Source organism: Streptomyces sp. NPDC026417, from assembly GCF_055567695.1.
Genome location: NZ_JBVHPY010000007.1, coordinates 100,730 through 121,508 on the forward strand (window position 1 = coordinate 100,730; position 20,779 = coordinate 121,508).

The 20,779-nt window shown below is 73.1% G+C and carries 15 protein-coding genes; 12 read left to right on the top strand and 3 right to left on the bottom strand.

What is annotated here, in order from left to right:
- The first annotated feature begins 8 nt into the window (after window positions 1-8).
- Together pdxR and ACZ4NT_RS13450 are read left to right on the top strand one after the other, a co-directional pair.
- Entirely contained in the window at window positions 9-1,388 is a 1,380-nt protein-coding gene (gene pdxR, locus ACZ4NT_RS13445; RefSeq protein WP_467725495.1) for a MocR-like pyridoxine biosynthesis transcription factor PdxR, read from the top strand.
- 154 nt (window positions 1,389-1,542) lie between these two features.
- On the top strand, window positions 1,543-2,880 hold the full coding sequence (locus ACZ4NT_RS13450) for an MFS transporter (RefSeq protein WP_467725278.1): 1,338 nt from the start codon (window positions 1,543-1,545) through the stop codon (window positions 2,878-2,880).
- On the opposite strand, the gene ACZ4NT_RS13455 is transcribed toward ACZ4NT_RS13450, so the two are convergent.
- Window positions 2,864-3,151: a triphosphoribosyl-dephospho-CoA synthase gene (locus tag ACZ4NT_RS13455; RefSeq protein WP_467725280.1), complete on the bottom strand. Its 288-nt coding sequence runs from the start codon at window positions 3,149-3,151 to the stop codon at window positions 2,864-2,866. The genes ACZ4NT_RS13450 and ACZ4NT_RS13455 overlap by 17 nt on opposite strands.
- 542 nt (window positions 3,152-3,693) lie before the next feature.
- Between ACZ4NT_RS13455 and ACZ4NT_RS13460 the strand changes: the two genes are divergently transcribed.
- The 4 genes from ACZ4NT_RS13460 to fxsT all read left to right on the top strand — a co-directional run bounded on the left by ACZ4NT_RS13460 (window position 3,694) and on the right by fxsT (window position 11,868).
- Window positions 3,694-3,903, top strand: coding sequence for an FxSxx-COOH cyclophane-containing RiPP peptide (locus tag ACZ4NT_RS13460; protein WP_467725281.1), 210 nt, complete (start codon window positions 3,694-3,696; stop codon window positions 3,901-3,903).
- Between the two features lie 68 nt (window positions 3,904-3,971).
- Window positions 3,972-6,356 (top strand): FxsB family cyclophane-forming radical SAM/SPASM peptide maturase, encoded by a 2,385-nt coding sequence (locus ACZ4NT_RS13465; RefSeq protein ID WP_467725283.1) that lies wholly within the window; start codon window positions 3,972-3,974, stop codon window positions 6,354-6,356.
- Window positions 6,357-6,564: 208 nt separating this feature from the next.
- Window positions 6,565-7,833, top strand: coding sequence for a TIR-like protein FxsC (locus ACZ4NT_RS13470; RefSeq protein ID WP_121404929.1), 1,269 nt, complete (start codon window positions 6,565-6,567; stop codon window positions 7,831-7,833).
- A 63-nt stretch (window positions 7,834-7,896) separates the two neighbouring features.
- Complete coding sequence (gene fxsT, locus ACZ4NT_RS13475; RefSeq protein WP_467725286.1) at window positions 7,897-11,868, top strand: FxSxx-COOH system tetratricopeptide repeat protein; 3,972 nt, start codon at window positions 7,897-7,899, stop codon at window positions 11,866-11,868.
- Here the strand turns inward: fxsT and ACZ4NT_RS13480 are convergent.
- Both ACZ4NT_RS13480 and ACZ4NT_RS13485 read right to left on the bottom strand, forming a co-directional pair.
- The gene (locus ACZ4NT_RS13480; protein ID WP_121404931.1) at window positions 11,837-12,751 is read right to left on the bottom strand and encodes an alpha/beta fold hydrolase; all 915 of its coding nucleotides are present in this window, start codon (window positions 12,749-12,751) and stop codon (window positions 11,837-11,839) included. The two genes, fxsT and ACZ4NT_RS13480, sit on opposite strands and share 32 nt — an antisense overlap.
- A 592-nt stretch (window positions 12,752-13,343) precedes the next feature.
- Window positions 13,344-13,838 carry an ATP-binding protein gene (locus ACZ4NT_RS13485; RefSeq protein WP_121404932.1) on the bottom strand — a complete coding sequence of 165 codons (495 nt, stop codon included), beginning with the start codon at window positions 13,836-13,838 and terminating at the stop codon, window positions 13,344-13,346.
- A 248-nt stretch (window positions 13,839-14,086) separates the two neighbouring features.
- Here ACZ4NT_RS13485 and ACZ4NT_RS13490 point away from each other — a divergent pair, with 248 nt between their 5' ends.
- The 6 genes from ACZ4NT_RS13490 to efeB all read left to right on the top strand — a co-directional run bounded on the left by ACZ4NT_RS13490 (window position 14,087) and on the right by efeB (window position 20,668).
- Window positions 14,087-14,962: a hypothetical protein gene (locus ACZ4NT_RS13490; protein WP_467725288.1), complete on the top strand. Its 876-nt coding sequence runs from the start codon at window positions 14,087-14,089 to the stop codon at window positions 14,960-14,962.
- Between the two features lie 208 nt (window positions 14,963-15,170).
- Window positions 15,171-15,905 carry a YcnI family protein gene (locus ACZ4NT_RS13495; protein ID WP_121404934.1) on the top strand — a complete coding sequence of 245 codons (735 nt, stop codon included), beginning with the start codon at window positions 15,171-15,173 and terminating at the stop codon, window positions 15,903-15,905.
- Between the two features lie 106 nt (window positions 15,906-16,011).
- On the top strand, window positions 16,012-16,662 hold the full coding sequence (locus tag ACZ4NT_RS13500) for an SCO family protein (RefSeq protein WP_121404935.1): 651 nt from the start codon (window positions 16,012-16,014) through the stop codon (window positions 16,660-16,662).
- A gap of 53 nt (window positions 16,663-16,715) precedes the next feature.
- On the top strand, window positions 16,716-17,129 hold the full coding sequence (locus ACZ4NT_RS13505; protein WP_121406318.1) for a copper chaperone PCu(A)C: 414 nt from the start codon (window positions 16,716-16,718) through the stop codon (window positions 17,127-17,129).
- A 14-nt stretch (window positions 17,130-17,143) separates the two neighbouring features.
- The gene (locus tag ACZ4NT_RS13510) at window positions 17,144-19,366 is read left to right on the top strand and encodes a copper resistance CopC/CopD family protein (protein ID WP_467725291.1); all 2,223 of its coding nucleotides are present in this window, start codon (window positions 17,144-17,146) and stop codon (window positions 19,364-19,366) included.
- A 6-nt stretch (window positions 19,367-19,372) separates the two neighbouring features.
- Window positions 19,373-20,668: an iron uptake transporter deferrochelatase/peroxidase subunit gene (gene efeB / locus ACZ4NT_RS13515; protein ID WP_467725293.1), complete on the top strand. Its 1,296-nt coding sequence runs from the start codon at window positions 19,373-19,375 to the stop codon at window positions 20,666-20,668.
- Window positions 20,669-20,779: the final 111 nt, after the last annotated feature.

Sequence of the window (20,779 nt, forward strand, 5' to 3'; positions counted from 1 at the left end):
GGGGTTTCGTGGGGGACTTCTGGTCCGGCGTCGGCGTGGACCTGCATCTGGAGCCGGATTCCGCGCAGGGGCGCCGGGCCGGACTCGAACGGGCACTGCGGGACGCCGTGCGCGAGGGACGGCTGGTCCCCGGTACGCGGCTGCCCGCCACCCGGCGGCTCGCCGCGGAACTCGGCCTGTCCCGGGGCACCGCGAAGGCCGCCTACGACCAGCTGATCGCCGAGGGCTATCTGCGGGCCCGGCAGGGGTCGGGCACCGAGGTGGCGGCGCCGCCCACCGACGGCGCACCGGCTCCCGCGGGGACGCCGCCCGTGCGGGCGCCCCGCTTCGACCTGCGGCCGGGCAGTCCGGATGTCGGCACCTTCCCGGCGGCGGCCTGGCTGCGGGCGCTGCGGCGGGCGATCGCGACGGCACCCTCGACGGCGTACGACTACGGCGACCCGCGCGGCCGCGTCGAGCTGCGGACGGCGCTCTCCGCGTACCTGGGACGGGCCCGGGGTGTGATCGCGCCGCCCGAGCGGATCGTGATCACGTCCGGATACGTGCAGGGGCTCGCGCTCCTCACCCGGGTGCTGGACGGTGCGGTGATCGCGATGGAGGACCCGGGGCTGCCGTTCCACCGGGACGTGGTCCGGCGCGGCGGCGGCCGCGTGGTGCCGCTCTCGGTCGACGAACGCGGCGTCGTGGCGGGCGACTTGGGGGACGAGGACGCGGTGGTGGTCACGCCGGCCCACCAGTACCCGACCGGTGTGACCCTGCACCCCGAGCGGCGGCGGGCGCTCACCGACTGGGCCCGCACCCGGGGCGGGCTGATCGTCGAGGACGACTACGACGGGGAGTTCCGCTACGACCGGCAGCCGGTCGGGGCGCTCCAGGGCATGGCGCCCGGCCATGCGGTGTACCTGGGCACGGCGTCCAAGACACTCGGTCCCGCGTTGCGGCTGGGCTGGATGGTGCTGCCGCCCCACCTGGTCGACGCGGTCGCCGACGAGAAACTGCACAGCGACCACCACACCGAGTCCGTCGGCCAGTTGGCCCTCGCCGAGATGCTGACCGGCCACGCGTACGACCGCCATGTGCGGGCCTGCCGACTGCGCTACCGGCGGCGCAGGGACCAGCTCGTCGCCCTGCTCGGGACGCACTGGCGGCTCCGGGGGATCGCGGCCGGACTGCATGCCCTGGTGGAGGTCCCGGACGAGGCGGCGGTGCTGGAGCGGGCGGCCCGGGAGGAGCTCGCGGTCGGCCGACTCGGGGACCACTGGCACACCGCGGGCGAGGACCGGCCGCAGGGCCTGGTCGTCGGGTACGGAACGCCCCGGGAACAGGGGTACACCGAGGCGCTGGAAGCGCTGGGGAGGGTGCTGGGCGGGGTGCGGCGGGGGGGCTGAGGCGCGCCGCGCGGCCCCGAGGGTTCGCCGCGTCCGGGCGTCGAACGGCACGGCTCGCGCGAGGTCGGGGCCGACCGGTAGGGCCGATTGGACCAAGAAAAGGGCGGCAGAATGGGCCTGTCGAGCGGTCCGGACCGCCCCTAGCGTCGGGCCCATGACCCACTCCGCCGCCCGCCCCTCGCCCCCGGCCCCCGGCCGCGCCACGGGCAGCCGCCTGCTTCCGCCCGCGGGCCCCCGGAGGGTGCTGGCCGCCGCGCAGCTGAGCAACTCCGTCGGGGACGGCGCCTTCTACGTGACCTCGGCGCTCTACTTCACCCAGGTCGTCGGCCTGCCTGCCGGGCGGGTGGGACTCGGGCTCACCGTCGCGTGGGCGGTCGGCTCGCTCGCCGGCGTCCCGCTCGGGCGGCTCGCCGACCGGCGGGGAGCCCGGGGCACGGCGGTGCTGCTGGCGCTGGCGACCGCGGGGGCCGTGGCCGCCTTCCTGGCCGTACGGGGCTTCGTCCCGTTCCTGCTCACGGCGTGCGCCTACACCTCCGCGCAGTCGGGGCTCGCCGCGGCCCGGCAGGCCCTGCTGGCCGGCCTGGTGTCCCCCGCGGAGCGGACCGCGCTCCTCGCCCATCTGCAGTCGACGCTCAACGCCGGGCTGGCGGTGGGTGCATGCCTCGGCGGTCTCGCGCTGCACGCCGGGAGCCGGACCGCCTACCTCGGTGCCTTCGCGCTGGACGCGGTGAGCTTCCTGCTCTGTGCGGCGGTGCTGCTGCGGCTGCCGTCCGTACCGCCCACGGCTGCCGGCCGGGTCCGCGGCACCGGCGTCCTGCGCGACCGCCCGTACGCGGTCGTCACGCTGCTCAACACCGTGCTGCTGCTGCGGATGCCGCTGCTCAGCCTCGGCATCCCGCTGTGGATCACCGAGCGGACCGGGGCTCCCGCCTGGCTGGTGTCCGCGCTGTTCGTGCTGAACACGGGCGCGGTGATGGTGTTCCAGGTGCGGATGGCCCGCGGTGTGGCGGGCGTCGCGTCGGCCACCCGGGCGATACGGCGCTCCGGCCTCGTGATGCTGGCGTCGTGTGCGGTGTTCGCCCTCTCCGCCGGGACGGCGTCCTGGCTCGCGGCCGGGATCCTGGTGGCGGGCGCGCTCCTGCAGGTGGCCGCCGAGATGCAGCAGTCCGCGGGCTCCTGGCAGCTCGCCTTCGACCTCGCCCCGGCCGACCGCACCGGCGAGTACCAGGGGTTCTTCGGCACCGGCGTCACCGTCGCCCGCACCCTCGGCCCCCTGGTCCTGACGGTGCTGCTCGTGCAGTGGGGGACCCCCGGATGGCTGCTGCTCGGCGCGGCGATGCTCGGGGCGTCGTACGGGATGGGCCCGGCGGCACGGTGGGCGGAGAGCCGTGGCGCGGCGGAGAGCCGTGGTGCGCCGGCTGGCCGTGGCGCGACGGCGCCGGTCCGGTCGGGCGAGGTGGACGGCGTCAGGCCGCTCATGCCGGGGAACTGACCGTCACCGGGAGGGAGTCGGCGAACAGGGCGCCCGCGAGCAGGCCGCCGCTGCCGCGCGGGCTCCAGCCCCGGGCGGGCAGGTCGCCGTCGAGGGCGGCGAGCCGGGCCCGTCCGGCGGCCGCCGCCGTACCGCCCGCCTCCAGCACCTGCCGGGCGCCCGCCCGGACGCGGCGGACCCCGTACGGCCCGGCCGTGTGCAGCAACTCGGTGCCCTGGAGCGCGGCCACGGCGGCCCGCGCCAGCGTCTCGTCCTCGCGGGTTCCGGTCATGGCGGGCACGGTAGGGGCGACACCCGTGAGGAGGCTGTGCGGGGGCTGAGCGGAGGCGAAGAGGGGGAATTCGGCGCGAAAGCATCGGTGAGTGACCCCGACCGGGGAGAACACCCCCGCACTTGGCCGAAGAGAGGCCTGGACAAAGGACCCGAATCGGGTAACCTGAGGTAAATTTTGGGTCAAAAAATCACGGGCTCGCGCTTGAGGGACTATTCCTCTGCCGTGGGAGGTCAGCCGGGGACTGACCCGGTGGTGCAGCTTTTGGCCGATGGGGGGCGTACGGGCATATGACAGCAGCGCGTGACAGAACTGCCTCGGTTGCTCCGCGCTGGCGTGGCTCCAGCGGCAACCGACCTGAGTACGCGCCCCTTTTGGCTACGCTGCTCGCGACCAGTGGCTGGCGGGGCACCTGTATGTCTGCTGCGTCGGCCGCGTCTCTGCCCTGGTCGGCGTTTCTCCGACGGGCGGCACCCCCAGACCAGTGGTGTTCTTGCTGAGCAGGCTCCGCCCTGCCTCCCGTCAGTGCGTACGCACAGAAGATGAGGTTCCGAATGAACGCCTCCCTCGACGCAGCGGCCGAAGAGCCAGGGAAGAATGCCGCACTCGGTCCGGAGCGGGTGACACTGGTGCGCCTCGCCGCGCAGCACGACCGCGCCTTGTCGGCCGCCCTGACCCGGGTCGTGTCGAACGGTGGCGCTCAGCGGGGTCCTGGCCGGGTCGCGGTCGCGGCCTTCCAGTCGTCCGTCTGACGTCCGGTTCCGCATCCCAGGTCCGCATCCACGCCTGAATCCCGAGACCGAGGACCGACAGCACACTCATGGGCCGGCCGCCACAACCCTTACGCCAGTTCGTACTGAAGATGCATGGTCGCTGCGACCTCGCCTGCGACCACTGCTACGTCTTCGAGCACGCTGACCAGAGCTGGCGCGGTCGGCCCGTGGTGATCTCCGACAAAGTGCTGGTGGCCGGCGCCGAACGCATCGCGGAGCACGCCGCGGCACACGGCCTCGACACCGTCCACGTGGTCCTGCACGGCGGCGAGCCGCTTCTCGCCGGCCGGGCCCGGCTGCGCAGGGCGGCCGAGGAACTACGCGCGGCGCTGCGGGGCGTGTGCGACCTGGACCTGCGCGTCCACACCAACGGCGTAACGCTCGACGAGCGCTTCTGCGAACTCTTCGCCGAGTACGACATCAGGGTGGGCGTCTCGCTGGACGGCGACCGGGCGGCCAACGATCTGCACCGCGTCTACCGCGACGGGCGCAGCAGCCACGACAAGGTCCTGCGCGCCGTCGCCCTGCTCAACCGCCCCCGCTACCGTCACCTGTTCGCGGGCATCCTCTGCACGGTCGACGTGCGCAACGACCCGGCCGCCGCCTATGACGCGCTGGCCGCGCTCGACCCGCCCCGTATCGACTTCCTCCTGCCGCACGCCACCTGGGACGAACCACCGCTGCGCCCGCCGGGCGACCCGTCCGCCACCCCGTACGCCGACTGGCTGTTGACCGTGTACGACCGCTGGGACGCGAGCGGGCGGCCGATGGACGTAAGGATCTTCGACTCGGTGCTGCGCACGCTGCGCGGCGGGAGCAGCCTGACCGAATCCCTCGGGCTGGCGCCCGCCGACCTGGCCGTGATCGAGACCGACGGCACCTTCGAGCAGGCGGACTCGCTGAAGACGGCCTACGACGGAGCGCCAGTCACCGGGATGGACGTGATGGCCAACTCGCTCGACGAGGTCGCCGCGCACCCGGGAGTCGTGGCCCGCCAGCAGGGGCTCGACGGGCTGTGCGGGACCTGCCGGGCCTGCCCCGTGGTGGAGTCCTGCGGCGGCGGCCTGTACGCCCACCGGTACCGCACCGGCAGCGGGTTCATGAATCCCTCGGTCTACTGCAGTGACCTTCTGCGTCTCATCACCGACATCCGGGACCGTGACATGTCCGACCAGCAGCCCCTGGGGGATCCTCAACTGACGGAACTGGCAGCGGGTTTCGGCGGCAACTCGACCGTCGGACTCCTGGCCGGGCACCAACTCGGCCTGAACCGTGAGTTGTTGGCCGCAGTCTGGCGCGACCACCAGGAACGCGTGCCGGGCGGGGCGGCCTGGGAGGCGTTGGCCGCCCTGGACACCGAGGCACCGGACGCGGTGGACGCGGTGCTGGCCCACCCGTATGTGCGTCCCTGGGCGCTCCGCTCCCTCGGGGGCGGCCCCGACGCGGCCGGCGCCGTGCTGCAGGGCGTGTCCGAGATCGCCGCGGCGGCCGCCGTGCGGGCGGGCCACCCCCTCACGGTCGCCGTCCCGACTCCGCACGGGACGCTTCGCCTGCCGACACTGGGCACGCTCGCCGTCGGCGACACCACCGAGGTGCGGGTGACGGGTGGCACCGACGGATTCACGGTCCGCACGGCGGGTGGCCGCACCCACACGGTGGCACGGCACGGGCCGGCGGACCCCGGCTGGCAGGCACGGCGGGAGTTCGAGCTGGACGGCTGGACGGTCGCACTGGAGGACACCGACCCGCTCCGCGACTGCCACGGGCACGCCGTGCATCCCCGGCTCGGCGACGCGGAGGCGGAGGCGTGGCACACCGGCCTCACCGCCGCCTGGGCATGGATCCGCCGGGAGCTGCCCCTGTACGCGCCGGGAGTCGCCGCCGGACTGCGGGTCATCACGCCCCTGCGGCCCGCCCCCGACGGTGCCGACATCAGCTCGGCGGCCCGGGACGCCTTCGGCGCCGTAGCCATCGCCCGCCCCGCCGCGCCGGAACTGCTGGCCCAGCTGATCGTGCACGAGTTCCAGCACGTGAAACTCGGTGCCGTACTGGACCTGACCGATCTGTACGACCCCGGTTGCGAGCGGCTGTTCTACGCGCCTTGGCGTCCCGACCCCCGGCCCCTGGAGGGGCTGCTGCAGGGGACGTACGCGCACATCGCGGTGATCGACTTCTGGCGCGCCTGGTGGCGCAGCACGACGGGGGAGCAGGCCCGCCGGGCGGAGGCGCAGTTCTCCCGCTGGCGCGACCAGACGGCCGAGGCGGTCGAGACCCTGGCCTCGTCCGGGGCCCTCACCCCGCTCGGCGACCGGTTCGTCGCGGGGATGCGGGAGACCGTACGGGCGCGACTGGCCGACGAGATCGAGGAGGACGCACTGGAGTCGGCCCGTCGAGCGGCGGCGGAGCACCGGGCGCAATGGCAGGCGGGATGACGCGGGCGGGCTCCGGGCCGCCCGGGCGGTCGCGAACCGGCCAGTAGGCAGGTTGAGTTGACGGAAACTCGACGGCGGCGCGCGTGTGGCGCCGAGTCGGCCGGGGAATCGATGAAGTCCGGCCGGAGACCGCCTTGTTCGTCCTGTTCCGCGCGGGACACCGTGCTTCCTACACTGGGGGTCGGCCGCAGCACACCGGGGGGCATTCGTGCGAGGGGACGCGGGTAGCGCCAGAGGCGGGAATCCGTATTTCTTCCTCAGCTATGCCCATACGCCGAAGCACGACTCCGGCGACGCCGACCCCAACGCCTGGGTGAAGAAGCTCTACGACGGCCTCTGCGCGCACATCATGCAGATGACCTCGCTGCCGCCGGGTGCCAAGGCCGGCTTTCTGGACCAGGGCATGACGGTGGGCACGAAGTGGACGGACGAGCTGGCGCAGAACCTGGCCCGGTGCCAGGTGTTCGTGCCCCTGTACTCGCGCCGCTACTTCCTCAGCGAGCAGTGCGGCCGGGAGTGGTGGGCGTTCTCCCAGCGGGAGGTCAACCAGAAGGCCCGCCACAAGGGCACGGTCGAGAACGCGATCATCCCGGCGTTATGGGTGCCGGTGGAACCGGCCCAACTGCCCCAGGCCGCGCGCGACCTGCAGTTCAACCACGCGGCCTTCGGCGAGGACTACGCGGACGAGGGCTTCTACGGTCTGACCAAGCTCAACTACCTGAAGGACGAGTACGAGCGGGCCGTCTACCAACTGGCCAAGCACATCGTGAAGGTGGCCGAGGCGACCGAACTGGCCGAAGGACAGGTCTACAAGGACTACGAGTCGCTGCCCAGCGCCTTCGGATCGTCCGGACACCCCCCGACCTTCGACATATCGGTGCTCGCGTGCTCCCGGTCGGACCTGCCGGCGGGCCGCATACCGGACTACTACGGAGAGACCCCCGGCGACTGGAACCCGTTCCACCCGGTGTCGACCAGGCCGCTCGGGGAGCACGCCGCCGACCTTGTGCGCACCATGGACTACCGGGTGAGCGTGGGGGACTTCGAGAACGAGGCGGACCGGCTCCTCGGCTCCTTGCCGCCCGAGGCACCCGGCCTGCTGCTGCTCGACCGCTGGGCGCTGGACTCCCCCCGCCGCAAGGCCCTGATGGAACGGCTGTGCCGCGAGCAGCGCCCCTGGATCAGCGTGATGATCCCGCAGCACAAGGACGACGCCGTGCCCGCCGAGTGGGAGTCGCGGCTGCACCAGCTCACCAACGAGGCGCTCGCCTCACGTCTGGTCGAGGGCGCCGGCCACCGGTCGCTCAACGGCGGGATCCGCACGCTGGACGCCTTCGGGACCGAGCTCCAGATGGCCGTCAGACAGGCCGTCTCCTTCTTCGAGGCGCACGCCCGCACCTTTCCACCGCAGGGGGATCCGGCCCCGCCCCCGCGACTGACCGGGCCGGACGATCTCGGCCGTGGCGCCCCGCCCTGACTCTCCCGGCACGGCCGGGACCGAGCGCGGGAAGAGCAGGGCTGACTTGGCGGAGGGTTTCGAATGACCGAGAACCGCAATGGCACCGTGATCACGTTCTACTCGTACAAGGGCGGCACGGGGCGGACGATGGCGCTCGCGAACGTGGCGTGGATCCTCGCCGCCAACGGCCACCGGGTGCTCACCGTCGACTGGGACCTCGAGGCGCCGGGACTCCACCGCTTCTTCCACCCGTTCCTCAATCCCTCCCTGCTGCGGGCGACCCCCGGTCTGATCAACCTCATCGACGACTACCGCCGGGAGGCCCTGCGGGACCTGCCGGAGCGCGCGCCGGACTGGCACCGCGCCTACGCCCGGGTGAGGCCGCACGCGATCTCGCTCGACTGGCCTTTCCCGAAGCCGGGCAGCCTGGACTTCCTGTCCGCCGGAATGCGCCACCGGGACTACCCGATCGTCGGGAACATGGACTGGGACCGGTTCTACGCCAGCTACGGCGGAGGCCAGTTCTTCGACGCCATGCGCGCGGACATGCAGCGCTACTACGACTACACCCTGATCGACAGCCGCACCGGCCTGAGCGACCTCGCCGACATCTGCACGGTCCAGATGCCCAGCACCCTCGTGGTCTGCTACACGCTCAGCGACCAGAGCATCGAGGGCGCCGCCGCCGTCGCCCAGGGCATCGCGGACCGGTACGGGGACAAGAACATCCGCATCCTGCCGGTCGCCATGCGCATCGACGACGGCGAGAAGGACAAGGTCGACGCCGGACGCGCGCTGGCCAGGGAGCGGTTCGCCGGGCTGCCCAGCGGCATGGACACGGAGCAACTGGCCGAATACTGGGGCTCGGTGGAGGTGCCCTACCGTCCCTACTATGCGTACGAGGAGATCCTCGCCGCCTTCGGGGACCCGCCGAAGGTCGCCAGCTCCATGCTGACCGCCTGCGAGCGGCTCACCTCCGTCGTCAGCGAGGGGCGGGTCGCCTCGCTGCCGCCGATCAGCGAGGTGAAGCGCACCCGGTACGTGGCCGCGTACACCCGGCGGCGGCCCGTTCCGCCCTCGAAGCTGCTCCTCTACTACGTCTCGGAAGACCGGATGTGGGTGGACTGGCTGGAGTCGGTGCTCCGGGGCGCCGGTTTCGAGGTGCTGCCCAAGGACGTGCGGACGATGTCCGTGACGGAGATCGGTGCGGAGGCCGTGCCCAGCAGCGGGCACCGGGTGGTCGCCGTGGTCTCGCAGGCCTTCAACGGCTCCCAGCGCGCCAGGGCCGCATGGGAGGCCGCGGTGCACTCGGGCGCCGCCTCGGAGGAACGCCACCAGGCGGTCTCGGTCCGGGTCGGCGACGTGCAGCTCAGCCTGCCGTACGCCGGCCGGGGAGCGATCGACCTGGCGCGGCTGGAGGAGGGCGCGGCCGCCGCCGCGCTGCTGACCGGGCTGGAGCGCCCCGACGCCGTCGGCATCTCCCGGGGCGGCAGCGTGCGGTTCCCGAACACCGGTACGCGGGTGTCCAACATCCAGCCCCGCTATCCCTGGTTCACCGGCCGCGCCTCCGTCCTGGACCGGCTGCGCGAGCAGCTCGGCAGCGGCATCTCGGGGCAGCGGCTGCCCCAGGTGCTGCACGGCCTCGGCGGGGTGGGCAAGACCCAGCTGGCCCGTGAGTACGCCCACCGGTTCAAGGCCGACTACGACCTGGTGTGGTGGGTCGACGCCGAGCAGCCGGACCTGGTCCCGCCGAAGCTCGCGGCGCTGGCCCGGATGCTCGACCTGCCGGGTGTCGGCGACGACGTGGCCGAGGCTGCCGAGGCGGCCCTGCAGGCACTCCGCGACGGACAGCCGTACTCGCGCTGGCTGGTGATATTCGACAACGTCGAGGACCTGGACAAGGTGCTGGAGGTCTTCCCGGACCAGACCGCGCCCATCCCGGACAGTGTCTACGGGCATCTGCTCGTCACCTGCCGCGCCAAGCCGACGTCGACCCGCGTCCAGCCGGTGGAGGTCGAGGTCTTCACCCGGAACGAGAGCGTCGAGCACCTGTGCCGCCGGGTACCCGGGCTGAGCGGCGAGGACGCGGGGCGCGTCGCGGACGCCGTAGGTGACCTGCCGCTGGCCATCGAGGTGGCGGCGGCCTGGCTGGAGGCGACTGCCACCCCCGTCGAGGAGTACATCGAGCAGCTGCGCGAGCAGAGCACCAAGGTGCTGTCGGTGAAGGCCGCCGTGGAGGCGGTCGAGTACCCCTCGTCCGTGGGCGCCACGTGGAACATCTCCATCAACCGGCTGCGCGAGGAGTCCCCGGCGGCGGCCCGCCTGCTCGAACTGTGCAGCTTCTTCGCCGCCGAGCCCATCTCGATGAGCCTGGTGGGCAGCGACGCGATGATCAAGGCGCTGCTGCCCTTCGACAAGGACCTCCGGGCCCGCTACATGCTCGGCAAGGTCACCCAGGCGCTGAACCGCTTCGCGCTGGCCAAGGTCGACTCGACGGACAACTCCATCCAGGTGCACCGGCTGGTGCAGGCCGCGGTCCGCGACAGCCTGGGCGAGGAGGAGTTCGAGGACACGATCCACGAGGTGCACCGGATCCTCGCCTCCGCGCGCCCGCCCGAGGGTGCCGTGGACGACCCCGCCCAGTGGCCCGGGTTCGAGGCGATCTGGCCGCATCTGGTCCCCTCCAACGTCCGGGAATGCGCGGAGGAGGAGCCTCGGCAGCTGATGGTCGACCGCATCCGCTATCTCTGGAAGCGCGGCGAGCTGCACGCGGCACGGACGCTGGGCACCCAGCTCAACGAGTTCTGGACCACCGAGTTCCCGGACGCCGACGACGAGCAGATCCTCAATCTGCGCTTCGAACTGGCCAACGTGCTGCGCTCCCAGGGCGAATACCAGGCCGCGCGGGCGATGGACGAGGAGACGCTGGCCCGTCAGCGGGAACTGCTCCCCGAGGGCCACCCCAGCATCCTGATCACCTCCGGAAGCGTGGCCGCCGACCTGCGGGCGCTCGGCCGGTTCAAGGAGGCACTGGATCTGGACCTGAGGATCTACCGGGGATTCCGCGAGATCTTCGGCGAGGACCACCCGCGTTCCCTCAGCTCCGCGAACAACCTCGCCATCGACTACCGCCTGACCGGTGACAGCGAGGCGGCCCGGCGGCTCGACGACGACACGGTCCGGCGCCGGACCGCGCTGCTCGGGCCGCTGCACCCCTACACGCTGACCACCAAGGGCCACCACGCCCGCGACCTGCGGGAACTCGGCGACTACACGGGCTCGGTGCAGATCCTGCGCGAGGTGCGGGAGGGCTTCGAGCAGGTGCTCAACCCGGACGTGCCCGAGGTGCTGCGGGTCGACAAGAGCCTGGCCGTCTCCCTGCGCAAGGCGGGCCACCAGGCCGACGCCCTGAGCCTGACCGAGCAGACGTGGGAGACGTACGCGCGCTACCGCGACCGCTACGGAAGCACCATCCCGGAGGCCCTGGCCTGCGGTCTCAACCTCGCCGCCGACTACTTCGCGGCCGATCCCGTGATCGGCGCCGAGCGGGCGGTGCAGCTGGTCACCGAGGTGCTGCAGGGCTACGAGAGCTCGTTCGGCGCGGAGCACCCGTTCACCATGCAGTGCATCAACAACCTGTCCATCTACGAACGCGCCCTCGGCAACGTGGAGCAGGCGGCGGAGCTGGCGGAGCAGGCCCGTACGACCCTGACGGCGGCCCTGGGCGACGAACACCCCTCGGCCCTGTGCGCCGGTCTCAACCTCGCCAACGCATACGGCGACCTGGGCCGCAACGAGGAGGCCGAGCACTGGGAACGGCTCGCCATGAACGGCCTGCGCAAGCGCTTCGGGCCGAACCACCCGGACGTCCTGGTGAGCATTGCCAATCTCGCCATCACCCTGCGGGCCCTCGGCCGGCGGCCGGAAGCCGCCCGGCTGCAGGAGAAGGCGGAGACCGAACTGGCGCAGCTGCTGGGAGAACCCCACCCGCTCGTCGACTCGGTCCGCTCCTGGCGCCGGATCAACCGGGATCTGGAACCGCAGCAGGTGTGACGGGCGGTTCCGGGCGCTCGTCCGGGACCGCCCGGACCGCCCAGCTCAGGATGCGCGTCATCACCCGCAGCGCCCCGAAGTGCGCGGCGCCCGGCTCCACCTCCAGCCGGGCTCCCGGGATGTGCCGGGCCAGCCAGCGCGTGTGCTGAACCGGCGCGAAGATGTCGTCCTCCCCGTGCCACAGCAGTACCGGGGAGGCGATCCGGGCCAGGTCGAAGCCCCAGCCCGTGCTGAACGCCATCACGTCGTCGACCCAGCCGTCCGCCGAGTCCCGCAGGCCCTCGGCGAAGTTGCGCTCCAGCATGTCCTGGATGCCGGCGTCCGCGACGATCCAGCGGTCGGACTCGGGCAGCTTGCTGCGCATCTCGGCGATGGAGGCGGCGGGGTCGGCGACGATCGACATGGACCGGCGGCCCAGTGTCGTGGTCACCCGGCGGCGGCTGATCGCGGCGTTCACGTACTCGCGCACGTTCGACTCCGTCATGCCCTCGAACCAGTCGAGGTCGGGGGCGTCCCGCGGGGCGAGGCTCACCAGGGCGCCGGTCCGGGTCGTGCGGTCCGCCAGCAGCGAGGCGCAGGCCAGCGCGTGGGGCGCGCCTCCGGAGCGGCCGACCACCGCGAAGCGGTCGATCCCCAGGGCGTCGGCGATGTCCGCCACGTCGGCCGCGACGGCGCTGACCGTGCGGCCCGGTTTGCGGTCGGAGTCCCCGTAGCCCGGGCGGTCGAAGGTGATCAGGCGGATGCCCATCCGGTAGAGCACGGAGGGGCGCGGCGCGGGACCCAGCCGGCTGCCGGGCGTGCCGTGCAGCAGGAACACCGGCCTGCCGCCGGGATCGCCGCGCTGTTCCACCGACAGTCGCCGGCCGTCCCCGGCACGCACCATTCGCAGCACTGGCACTCCCCCTGTCGCTCTCGGCCGGCGGGTCCCGTCCCGGCTCGCCCCCGCGTCCCGCGTCCGGACGGCCGGGCGGACGTACCGCCGTGCGGTGTGCCTCCGGGACCCCGGGGCCCGGGCGCCGGGCCGGGCGCGGTCGTCACGGACGGCGTGCGGGGCATCGGCGTGGCGCGGCCGGTTCGGCGAGGACCGTGCCCGGTCCCCCGCCCGTGGCCGGCCGCATGATGCGCCGACTCCCGCATCAGGCCAGTATGCAGACCGACCTCCGCCCCGCCCAGACCGCGTTCGGCCGGTCTTTTCAAGGCAGTTGGCGTGGCGAGCGGAGCCTGGCCGGGCGCCGCGGCCCACCGTCTCGGGCGCCGCGACCGGCCGTCTCGGATGCCGCGACGGTCCGTCTCGGATGCCGGTGTCCCGCCGTCCCGGAGGCCGGAGTTCCGCCACAGAAGCGCCTGACCGTCACCGGAGACACCGGTCCGGGGCGGGAAGCTGCGTCGGAGGCACGTCGGTGCGGCGCGGGACGCGTCGCCCACGGCGCTTCGGCCTGTCGCACGAAGTGCGCCGGACTTCTGCCGGGGATGCGCTAGACCGTCACCAGAGGCGTGCCCTCACGCCACTTGAGGATCTTGTCGAAGCTGACCACGGCACCGCCCCTGCCGGGCTTGTTGCCGATGTGGACGTGGTCGGCGAGTTCCTGGATGAGACACAGCCCGCGGCCGTTCTCGTCGTCGCTGCGGGCGGCCCGGAACTGGGGACGCGGGCCGTGCCCGCCCGTCCGGCCGTGGCCGGCGTCCTGCGCCGGGCCGGGCGGGAACCCGGGCCCCGAGTCGGCCACTTCGATGCGGCACGTCTCGCCGTCGAGGTAGGCCGTGACCCGGTACGCCTCGGAGGGCCCGTCGGGAGCGGTGCGCCCGCCGTGCTCGACGGCGTTCGCGCAGGCCTCGCTGAGGGCGAGGGAGAGGTCGTACGAGACGTCCGGGTCGACACCCGCCGTCTCCATCGTGCCGAGCAGCAGGCGCCGGGCGAGCGGGACGCTCGCGGCTTCGCGCCGCAAGTGGAGTGACCACCAGATGCTCATGCTCCAGCCTCCAGGCCGCGGCTCGACATACCGTTACGTATTGCCGCCGGGACCGGTGCGCAACCGCCCACACCACGTGATGCCGCCCATACGGCGGATGCGCGCACGCCCAGATCGGTGTATGTGGGGACACCGGGGACGTCGCACGCGCGCCGGCGACTCCCCCCAAAGCGGGTGTTTCCCGCCGTACGTCATCTTGTGGACCTGCCGTGGGAAGCGCGGGGGGCCAGTGCGATGATGACCCCGCCATGACTGCCCCCCACGCACGCACGGTGCGCTCCGGACGCGATGTCCGGCTGCTGCGGGCCGCGGTGTTCGCCGCGGTCTGCGTCGCGCTGGCCGCGGCCGGTCATGGCATCGCCTCCTGCGCCGCGGTGCCCCTGTGGACCGTGGGCGCCGCGTTCCTGACCGTGTTCGCCGTCGCCGCTCCGCTGGCGGGGCGCGAGCGGGCGCTGCCGGGCATCGCCGCGGTCCTCGCGGCCGGCCAGACCGCCCTGCACGTGCTCTTCGGGCTGGGGCAGCACAGCACGTCGATGACCCCGGCCCCGGGCGCCTCCGCCTCGGGCGGGTCCATGGCCTCCATGGCGTCCATGGCATCGGGCATGTCGGACGCCTCGCTCGTCGAGCGGGCGGCCCGGGTGGTGTGCGGCGCGTCCGCGGCGGCGATCAGTCCCGCGCAGGCACAGCGCATCCTCACCGACGCCCGGCTCGGCCCGGACACGGCGCACTCCGTCACGGCGCACTCCCTGCACCACTCCGCGGACACCGTGTCGGCCGCGGCCGGTTCGTCGATGTCCGTGCTGCCGTCCCTGCCCATGCTGCTCGTCCACGTACTCGCGGGCGTCGCCGCGGGTTGGGTGCTGCGCCGCGGCGACCTGGCGGTCCTGCGGCTCATGCGGCTCTCCGCGCACGGGGTCGCGGAGACCGCCCTCGTGCGATCCCTGCGCGCGGCACTCGCTCTGGTCCGCGCGCTGCGGGCCGGGCTCCCGAGCGTCGCCCGTACGGCGCCCCGAGCGCCGCGCACCGAGCCGCCCGGGCCGCCCACACTCCGTACGACCGCACTCCAGCACTCGGTGATCAGGCGCGGACCGCCCTCGGCGGCCGTGCTCGTTCTCGCCGCCTGACACGGCGCACCACTCCGTCCGGAGGGGCCGCCGCCGTGCGGCACGCGCGCGTGCCCGCCCACCGGCGGGCTCCCGGAGAGCCGTCTCCGGGACCGGCCCCGGGGATGCCCTTCCGGCTCCTTTGCAACGGGTCCGGCTCCCGGCCCCTCTTCGTACGCGCGCCTCTTCACCTCACCGGACCATCACCCACTGTGGAGTGTTTCCTGCCATGAAGGCTTCCCGTATCGCCGCCTCCGGCGTCCTCGCCGCCTCGGCCGTCGTCGTCCTGTCCGCCCCCGCCTTCGCGCACGTCAGCGTGCAGCCGGAGGGCACGGCCGCCAAGGGCGGGTACGCGACGATCGACTTCAAGGTCCCCAACGAGCGCGACAACGCCTCGACCACCAAGCTCGAGGTGAACTTCCCCACCGACCACCCCCTCGCCTCGGTCATGCCCCAGCCCCTCGACGGCTGGGACGTGAAGGTCACCAGGTCCAAGCTGGACAAGCCGCTCGAACTGCACGGCAAGAAGATCGACGAGGTCGTCTCGAAGGTCACCTGGACCGCGACCGGCAAGGGTGTCCAGCCCGGCTTCTTCGAGAAGTTCCCGCTGTCCGTGGGCCAGCTCCCGGAGGACGCCGACGAGCTCGTCTTCAAGGCGATCCAGACGTACGACAACAAGGAGGTCGTGCGCTGGATCGAGCCGCAGAAGGAGGGCGCGGAGGAGCCGGAGAACCCGGCGCCGGTGCTCGCGCTGTCCGCCGCCTCCGAGGAGGGCCACCACGGCGCGTCGAGCGCCGAGAACGCCTCCGACGACGACAAGGCGGAGCACGAGGAGACCGAGGCCGCCGCCTCCTCCGACAGCAGTGACACCACCGCACGCGTCCTCGGCGTCGTGGGGATCGTCGTCGGTGTGGCGGGCGTGGCGTTCGGCGTGCTGGCCGGCCGTCGGCGCACCACCGCCTGAGGTCCACCCTCTTTCGGTGCGTACCGGGGAGCCGTACGACGTCGCCGTCCGGCACGGCGTACGACCCCGGTGCGCACCGGCGCACTCACATCTGGGACATTTTTCTATGCGCAAGAAGACCTATGCCGCGGCCGCCCTGGTCGCCGCGGCCGCTCTGACCCTCTCCGCCTGTGGCGGCGACGACGGCGGCAAGCCGGTGGCCGAGGTGTCCGCCGAGGCCGGTTCGGGCAAGGCCGCCACGGTCCTCGACCGGCCGTTCGAGAAGCCGGACCTCGTCCTGACCGACACGCAGGGCGAGAAGTACGACCTGCGCGAGGAGACCAAGGGCCGGCCGACGCTGATCTACTTCGGCTACACACACTGCCCCGACGTCTGCCCGTTGACGATGAACAACCTGGCCGTCGCGAAGAAGCAGCTGCCGAAGGCCGAGCAGGACAAGCTCCGCGTCGTGTTCGTCACCACCGACCCGGAGCGGGACACCCCGGCCGCGCTCGGCACGTGGCTCAAGGGCATCGACCCCTCCGTCGTCGGGCTGACCGGCGACTTCGACACGATCCAGGCCGGCGCCCGCACCCTCGGCATCACCATCGAGCCGTCGACGAAGGACAAGGACGGCAAGGTCACCTCGGTGCACGGCACCCAGGTCGTCGCGTTCTCGCCGAAGACCGACGACGGTTACGTCCTCTACGGCGAGAAGGCCACCGTGGACGACTACACCAGGGACCTCCCGCGGCTCATCAAGGGGGAGAACCCGTGAGCCGCCCCGCCGGGACCGCGGCGGCGTCCGCGGCCGTCATAGCGGCCGCCCTGATGCTCACGGGCTGCGGCGGCTCCGACGGCGCCGCCTCCGCCGGGCCCGAACTGAAGGTGAGCGGCGCCTACATGCCCGCCCCGGCCACGGCCGACATGGCGGCCGGCTTCTTCACCGTCGGCAACTCCGGCGGCGCCGACACCCTGACCTCGGTCACCAGCGACCTCTCGGACGACGTCACCCTGCACGCCACCGAGGGGGGCGCGATGCGGGAGCGGAAGTCCTTCGCGGTGCCCGCGCACGGAGACCTCGACTTCACCAGCGGCGGCAACCACGTCATGTTCGAAAAGCTCACCCACAAGCCCGCGCAGGGCGAGAAGGTGGCCATCGAACTGCACTTCGCCAAGTCCGGCACGGTGAAGGTGTCCATGCCGGTGAAATCCGCGACGTACAACCCCGACACCGGGCACTGAGGGAGGGACCCACCGTGACGCAGGCCATCGCTCCCCGTGCCGACCGGGGTACGGCCGTCCGGCTGCGGACGCTGCTGTTGCTGCTCCTCGCCGTCGGCGGCGCGCTGCTGGCGGGCGCCGGGCCGGTCTCCGCGCACGCCGCGCTGACCGGCAGCGACCCGAGACAGGGAGCGGTGGTCGACCGGGCGCCCACACAGGTCACGCTCACCTTCAGCGAGAAGGTCGCGATGTCCGGCGGCTCGGTGCGCGTCCTCGACCCGGAGGGCAAGCGGGTCGACTCCGGCGACCCGATCGACCTGGGCAACGCCATGTACGCGGTGAAGCTGCACTCGGGCCTGCCCGACGGCACGTTCACCGTCACCTACCAGGTCGTGTCGGCGGACAGCCATCCCGTCTCGGGCGCCTTCACCTTCTCCATCGGCGCGCCCTCGCAGACCTCCGTCACCGTCTCCGACCAGCCGGCCGGCGGCGGGGTGGTCGGCGGGCTCTACGGCTTCGCCCGCTACGTCTCGTACGCGGGCTTCGTGCTGGTGGTCGGCGGGGCGGCCTTCGTGCTGGCCTGCTGGCAGCGGGGCGCCGGTGTACGGCCCGTGCAGCGGCTCGTCGTCTCGGGCTGGCTCGCGCTCACCGCGGCCACCCTGGCACTCCTGCTGCTGCGCGGCTCGTACACCGGCTCCGGCAAGCTCGCCGACGTCTTCGACCTGAGCCTGCTCGGCCAGGTGCTGCAGACCAAGACGGGCGCGGCGCTGGTCTCCCGGTTGCTGCTGCTGGCCGCGGGAGCCCTGTTCATCGCGGTGCTCTTCGGGGCGTACGTGAAGCGTGACGCGGCGGCCGAGCCGGACGGGGACACCGGGGCGACCGGAGAGGACGCCGTCCCCGCCGGGGCTCACGGTGCGGACGCGGGCCCGGTGACCGGGTCCGGCTCGGACGCGGCCACCGGCACCGGGGCCGCTGCCGCCCGGACGCCCGAAGCCGACGCCGAAGCGGCCGAGGCCGCCGAGGCCGCCGAGGCCGCTGCCGCCGAGAAGCGTGACCTGACCTTCGGGCTCGGGATCGGCGGCGGGGTCGTCGCGGCGGGCCTGGCCGCGTCCTGGGCGATGGCCGAGCACGCGTCCACGGGCATCCAGCCGGGTATCGCGATGCCGGTCGACGTTCTGCACCTGCTCGCCGTCGCCACCTGGCTCGGCGGCCTGGCCACGCTGCTCGTCGCCCTCTACCGGGCGCCCTCCGACGCCCCGATCGAGGCGTCGGCCGTCCGCCGCTTCTCGGGTGTCGCGTTCGGCAGCGTCGTGGTGCTGGCCGCGACCGGGCTCTACCAGTCGTGGCGCCAGGTCGGCTCCTGGTCGGCGCTCACCGGCACCGGGTACGGACAGCTGCTGCTCGTGAAGATCGGCCTGGTGGCCGTCCTGGTGGGCATCGCGTGGATCTCCCGGCGCTGGACGGCACGGCTGCCGCAGGCGTCCTCCGCGCTCACGCCGACGGTGGAACGCTCGGGAGAGAAGGAGCCCGCGGCGGTCTCCGCCGGGTCGGAGTCCGCGTCCGGGTCTGGGACCGGCCTTGCGTCCGGGTCTGGGCCAGGCTCCATGTCGGGGGCGGGGTCCGCGTCCGACTCCGGGTCCGCGGCGGGGTCGGCGTCCGACTCCGGGTCCGCGGCGGGGTCCGCCGACTCCGTCCGAGCCGCCCAACTGGCGCGCCAGCGCGCCGCCGTGGCCACCGCGCGCGAGAAGCGCCTGCGCGACGCGGACCCGCACCGCTCGGGGCTGCGCCGCTCGGTCCTCGCCGAGGCCGGTGTCGCCGTGGTGCTGCTCGCCGTCACCACCGTGCTGACCTCCACCGAACCGGGCCGTACGGAGGAGGAGGCCAGGGCGGCCACCGCGTCCACCGTGCAGCGGTCCGGACCGCTGACCGTCACGGTCCCGTTCGACACCGGCGGCCAGGACGGCCGGGGCAGCGTGCGGCTGACGCTCGACCCGGCCCGTGTCGGCGGCAACGACATGCACCTCTTCGTGGAGCGCCCCAACGGCAAGTCCTTCGACGTGCCCGAGGTGAAGGTCGCTTTCACGCTCGGCGCGAAGGACATCGGCCCGCTGCCGGTGGCCCCCGACCGGATCGCCACCGGACACTGGACGGCGACCGGGGTGCAGATCCCCATGGCGGGAGACTGGGAGATCGCGGTGACCGTGCGGACCTCCGACATCGACCAGACGACCGTGAAGAAGAACGCGAAGATCGGCTGAACCACCATGCCTGACCAGTCCACCCCCGAGGCGCCCTCCCGTGCGGAGGCGGCTGTGCCCGCTCCGCACGGTGCTCACCCGGGGTCCCTCTCGCGGCGTCGGCTGCTCGGCACGGCCGGCGCCACCGGTCTCGCGCTCGGTGCGGCCGGCGGTGCGGCCGGGTACGCGGCGGCGCCCAAGGGCGAGAAGTCCACTCCGCTGACCTCCCTTGGCGCGGACACGCTCATGTTTCACGGGAAACATCAGCCCGGCATCACCACGCCGCTGCAGGCACGCGGTCACCTCGTCGCCTTCGACCTGGCGGCCGGAGCCGGCCGCAAGGAGGCGGCCGCGCTGCTGCGCCGCTGGTCGGAGACGGCACGTCGGCTGATGGCGGGCGAGGCCGCCGCCCACGACGACACGGATGTCGCCCGGGACGCCGGACCGTCGTCCCTGACGGTCACCTTCGGTTTCGGGCACAGCTTCTTCGCACGGACGGGCCTGGAGAAGCAGCGTCCGGTCGCCCTCGACCCGCTGCCCGACTTCTCCTCCGACCGGCTCGACAAGGCCCGCAGCAACGGCGACCTGTGGGTGCAGGTGGGTGCGAACGACGCGCTCGTCGCCTTCCACGCCCTGCGCGCCCTGCAGAAGGACGCGGGCGGCGCGGCCCGCGTGCGCTGGCAGATGAACGGCTTCAACCGCACCCCCGGCGCCACCGCCCAGCAGGGGCTGACCACGCGCAACCTGATGGGCCAGATCGACGGGACGCGCAATCCCAAGCCGTCCGAGCCCGACTTCGACCGGCGGATCTTCGTGCCCGCCGCGGGCGACCCGGCATGGATGGCGAACGGCTCGTACGCCGTCGTACGCCGGATCCGCATGCTCCTCGACGACTGGGAGCGGCTGTCGGGCAAGGCGCAGGAGGACGTGATCGGGCGCCGCAAGTCGGACGGCGCCCCGCTGACCGGTGGCACCGAGAGGACGGAGCCGGACCTCGACCGCACCGGCGCGGACGGCAAGCCGGTGATCCCCGTCAACGCGCACGCCCGGATCACCCGGCCCGACCAGAACGGGGGCGCGGCCATGCTGCGCCGGCCGTTCTCCTTCCACGACGGCTTCGACGGGGACGGAGCGCCCGACGCGGGCCTGCTCTTCATCTGCTGGCAGGCCGATCCGCTGCGCGGGTTCGTTCCGGTGCAGCGCAAGCTCGACCGCGGCGACGCGCTCTCGGCGTTCATCCGGCACGAGTCGAGCGGACTCTTCGCCGTGCCCGGCGGGGCGGCAGAGGGCGAGTACGTGGGACAGCGACTGCTGGAGGCGTGAACCGGCCGGCCCGGGCACCGGCCCGCGCGTCGTGGGAGTCGGCCCCCACGGGCGGCGGCCGCACGGACTGCGTCGGGCGTAACGGACGGCAGCGGCCCCGGACGGCGTGGG

What these genes read in the sequence shown, in the direction of transcription:
- ACZ4NT_RS13495 (WP_121404934.1), top strand. Translation starts at nt 15,171, where the DNA reads ATGAAGGCTTCCCGTATCGCCGCCTCCGGCGTCCTCGCCGCCTCGGCC.
- ACZ4NT_RS13505 (WP_121406318.1), top strand. Translation starts at nt 16,716, where the DNA reads ATGCTCACGGGCTGCGGCGGCTCCGACGGCGCCGCCTCCGCCGGGCCC.
- fxsT (WP_467725286.1), top strand. Translation starts at nt 7,897, where the DNA reads ATGACCGAGAACCGCAATGGCACCGTGATCACGTTCTACTCGTACAAG.
- ACZ4NT_RS13455 (WP_467725280.1), bottom strand. Translation starts at nt 3,151, where the DNA reads ATGACCGGAACCCGCGAGGACGAGACGCTGGCGCGGGCCGCCGTGGCC.
- ACZ4NT_RS13465 (WP_467725283.1), top strand. Translation starts at nt 3,972, where the DNA reads ATGGGCCGGCCGCCACAACCCTTACGCCAGTTCGTACTGAAGATGCAT.
- efeB (WP_467725293.1), top strand. Translation starts at nt 19,373, where the DNA reads ATGCCTGACCAGTCCACCCCCGAGGCGCCCTCCCGTGCGGAGGCGGCT.
- ACZ4NT_RS13480 (WP_121404931.1), bottom strand. Translation starts at nt 12,751, where the DNA reads ATGGTGCGTGCCGGGGACGGCCGGCGACTGTCGGTGGAACAGCGCGGC.
- ACZ4NT_RS13500 (WP_121404935.1), top strand. Translation starts at nt 16,012, where the DNA reads ATGCGCAAGAAGACCTATGCCGCGGCCGCCCTGGTCGCCGCGGCCGCT.
- ACZ4NT_RS13450 (WP_467725278.1), top strand. Translation starts at nt 1,543, where the DNA reads ATGACCCACTCCGCCGCCCGCCCCTCGCCCCCGGCCCCCGGCCGCGCC.
- ACZ4NT_RS13485 (WP_121404932.1), bottom strand. Translation starts at nt 13,838, where the DNA reads ATGAGCATCTGGTGGTCACTCCACTTGCGGCGCGAAGCCGCGAGCGTC.
- ACZ4NT_RS13460 (WP_467725281.1), top strand. Translation starts at nt 3,694, where the DNA reads ATGAGGTTCCGAATGAACGCCTCCCTCGACGCAGCGGCCGAAGAGCCA.
- ACZ4NT_RS13490 (WP_467725288.1), top strand. Translation starts at nt 14,087, where the DNA reads ATGACTGCCCCCCACGCACGCACGGTGCGCTCCGGACGCGATGTCCGG.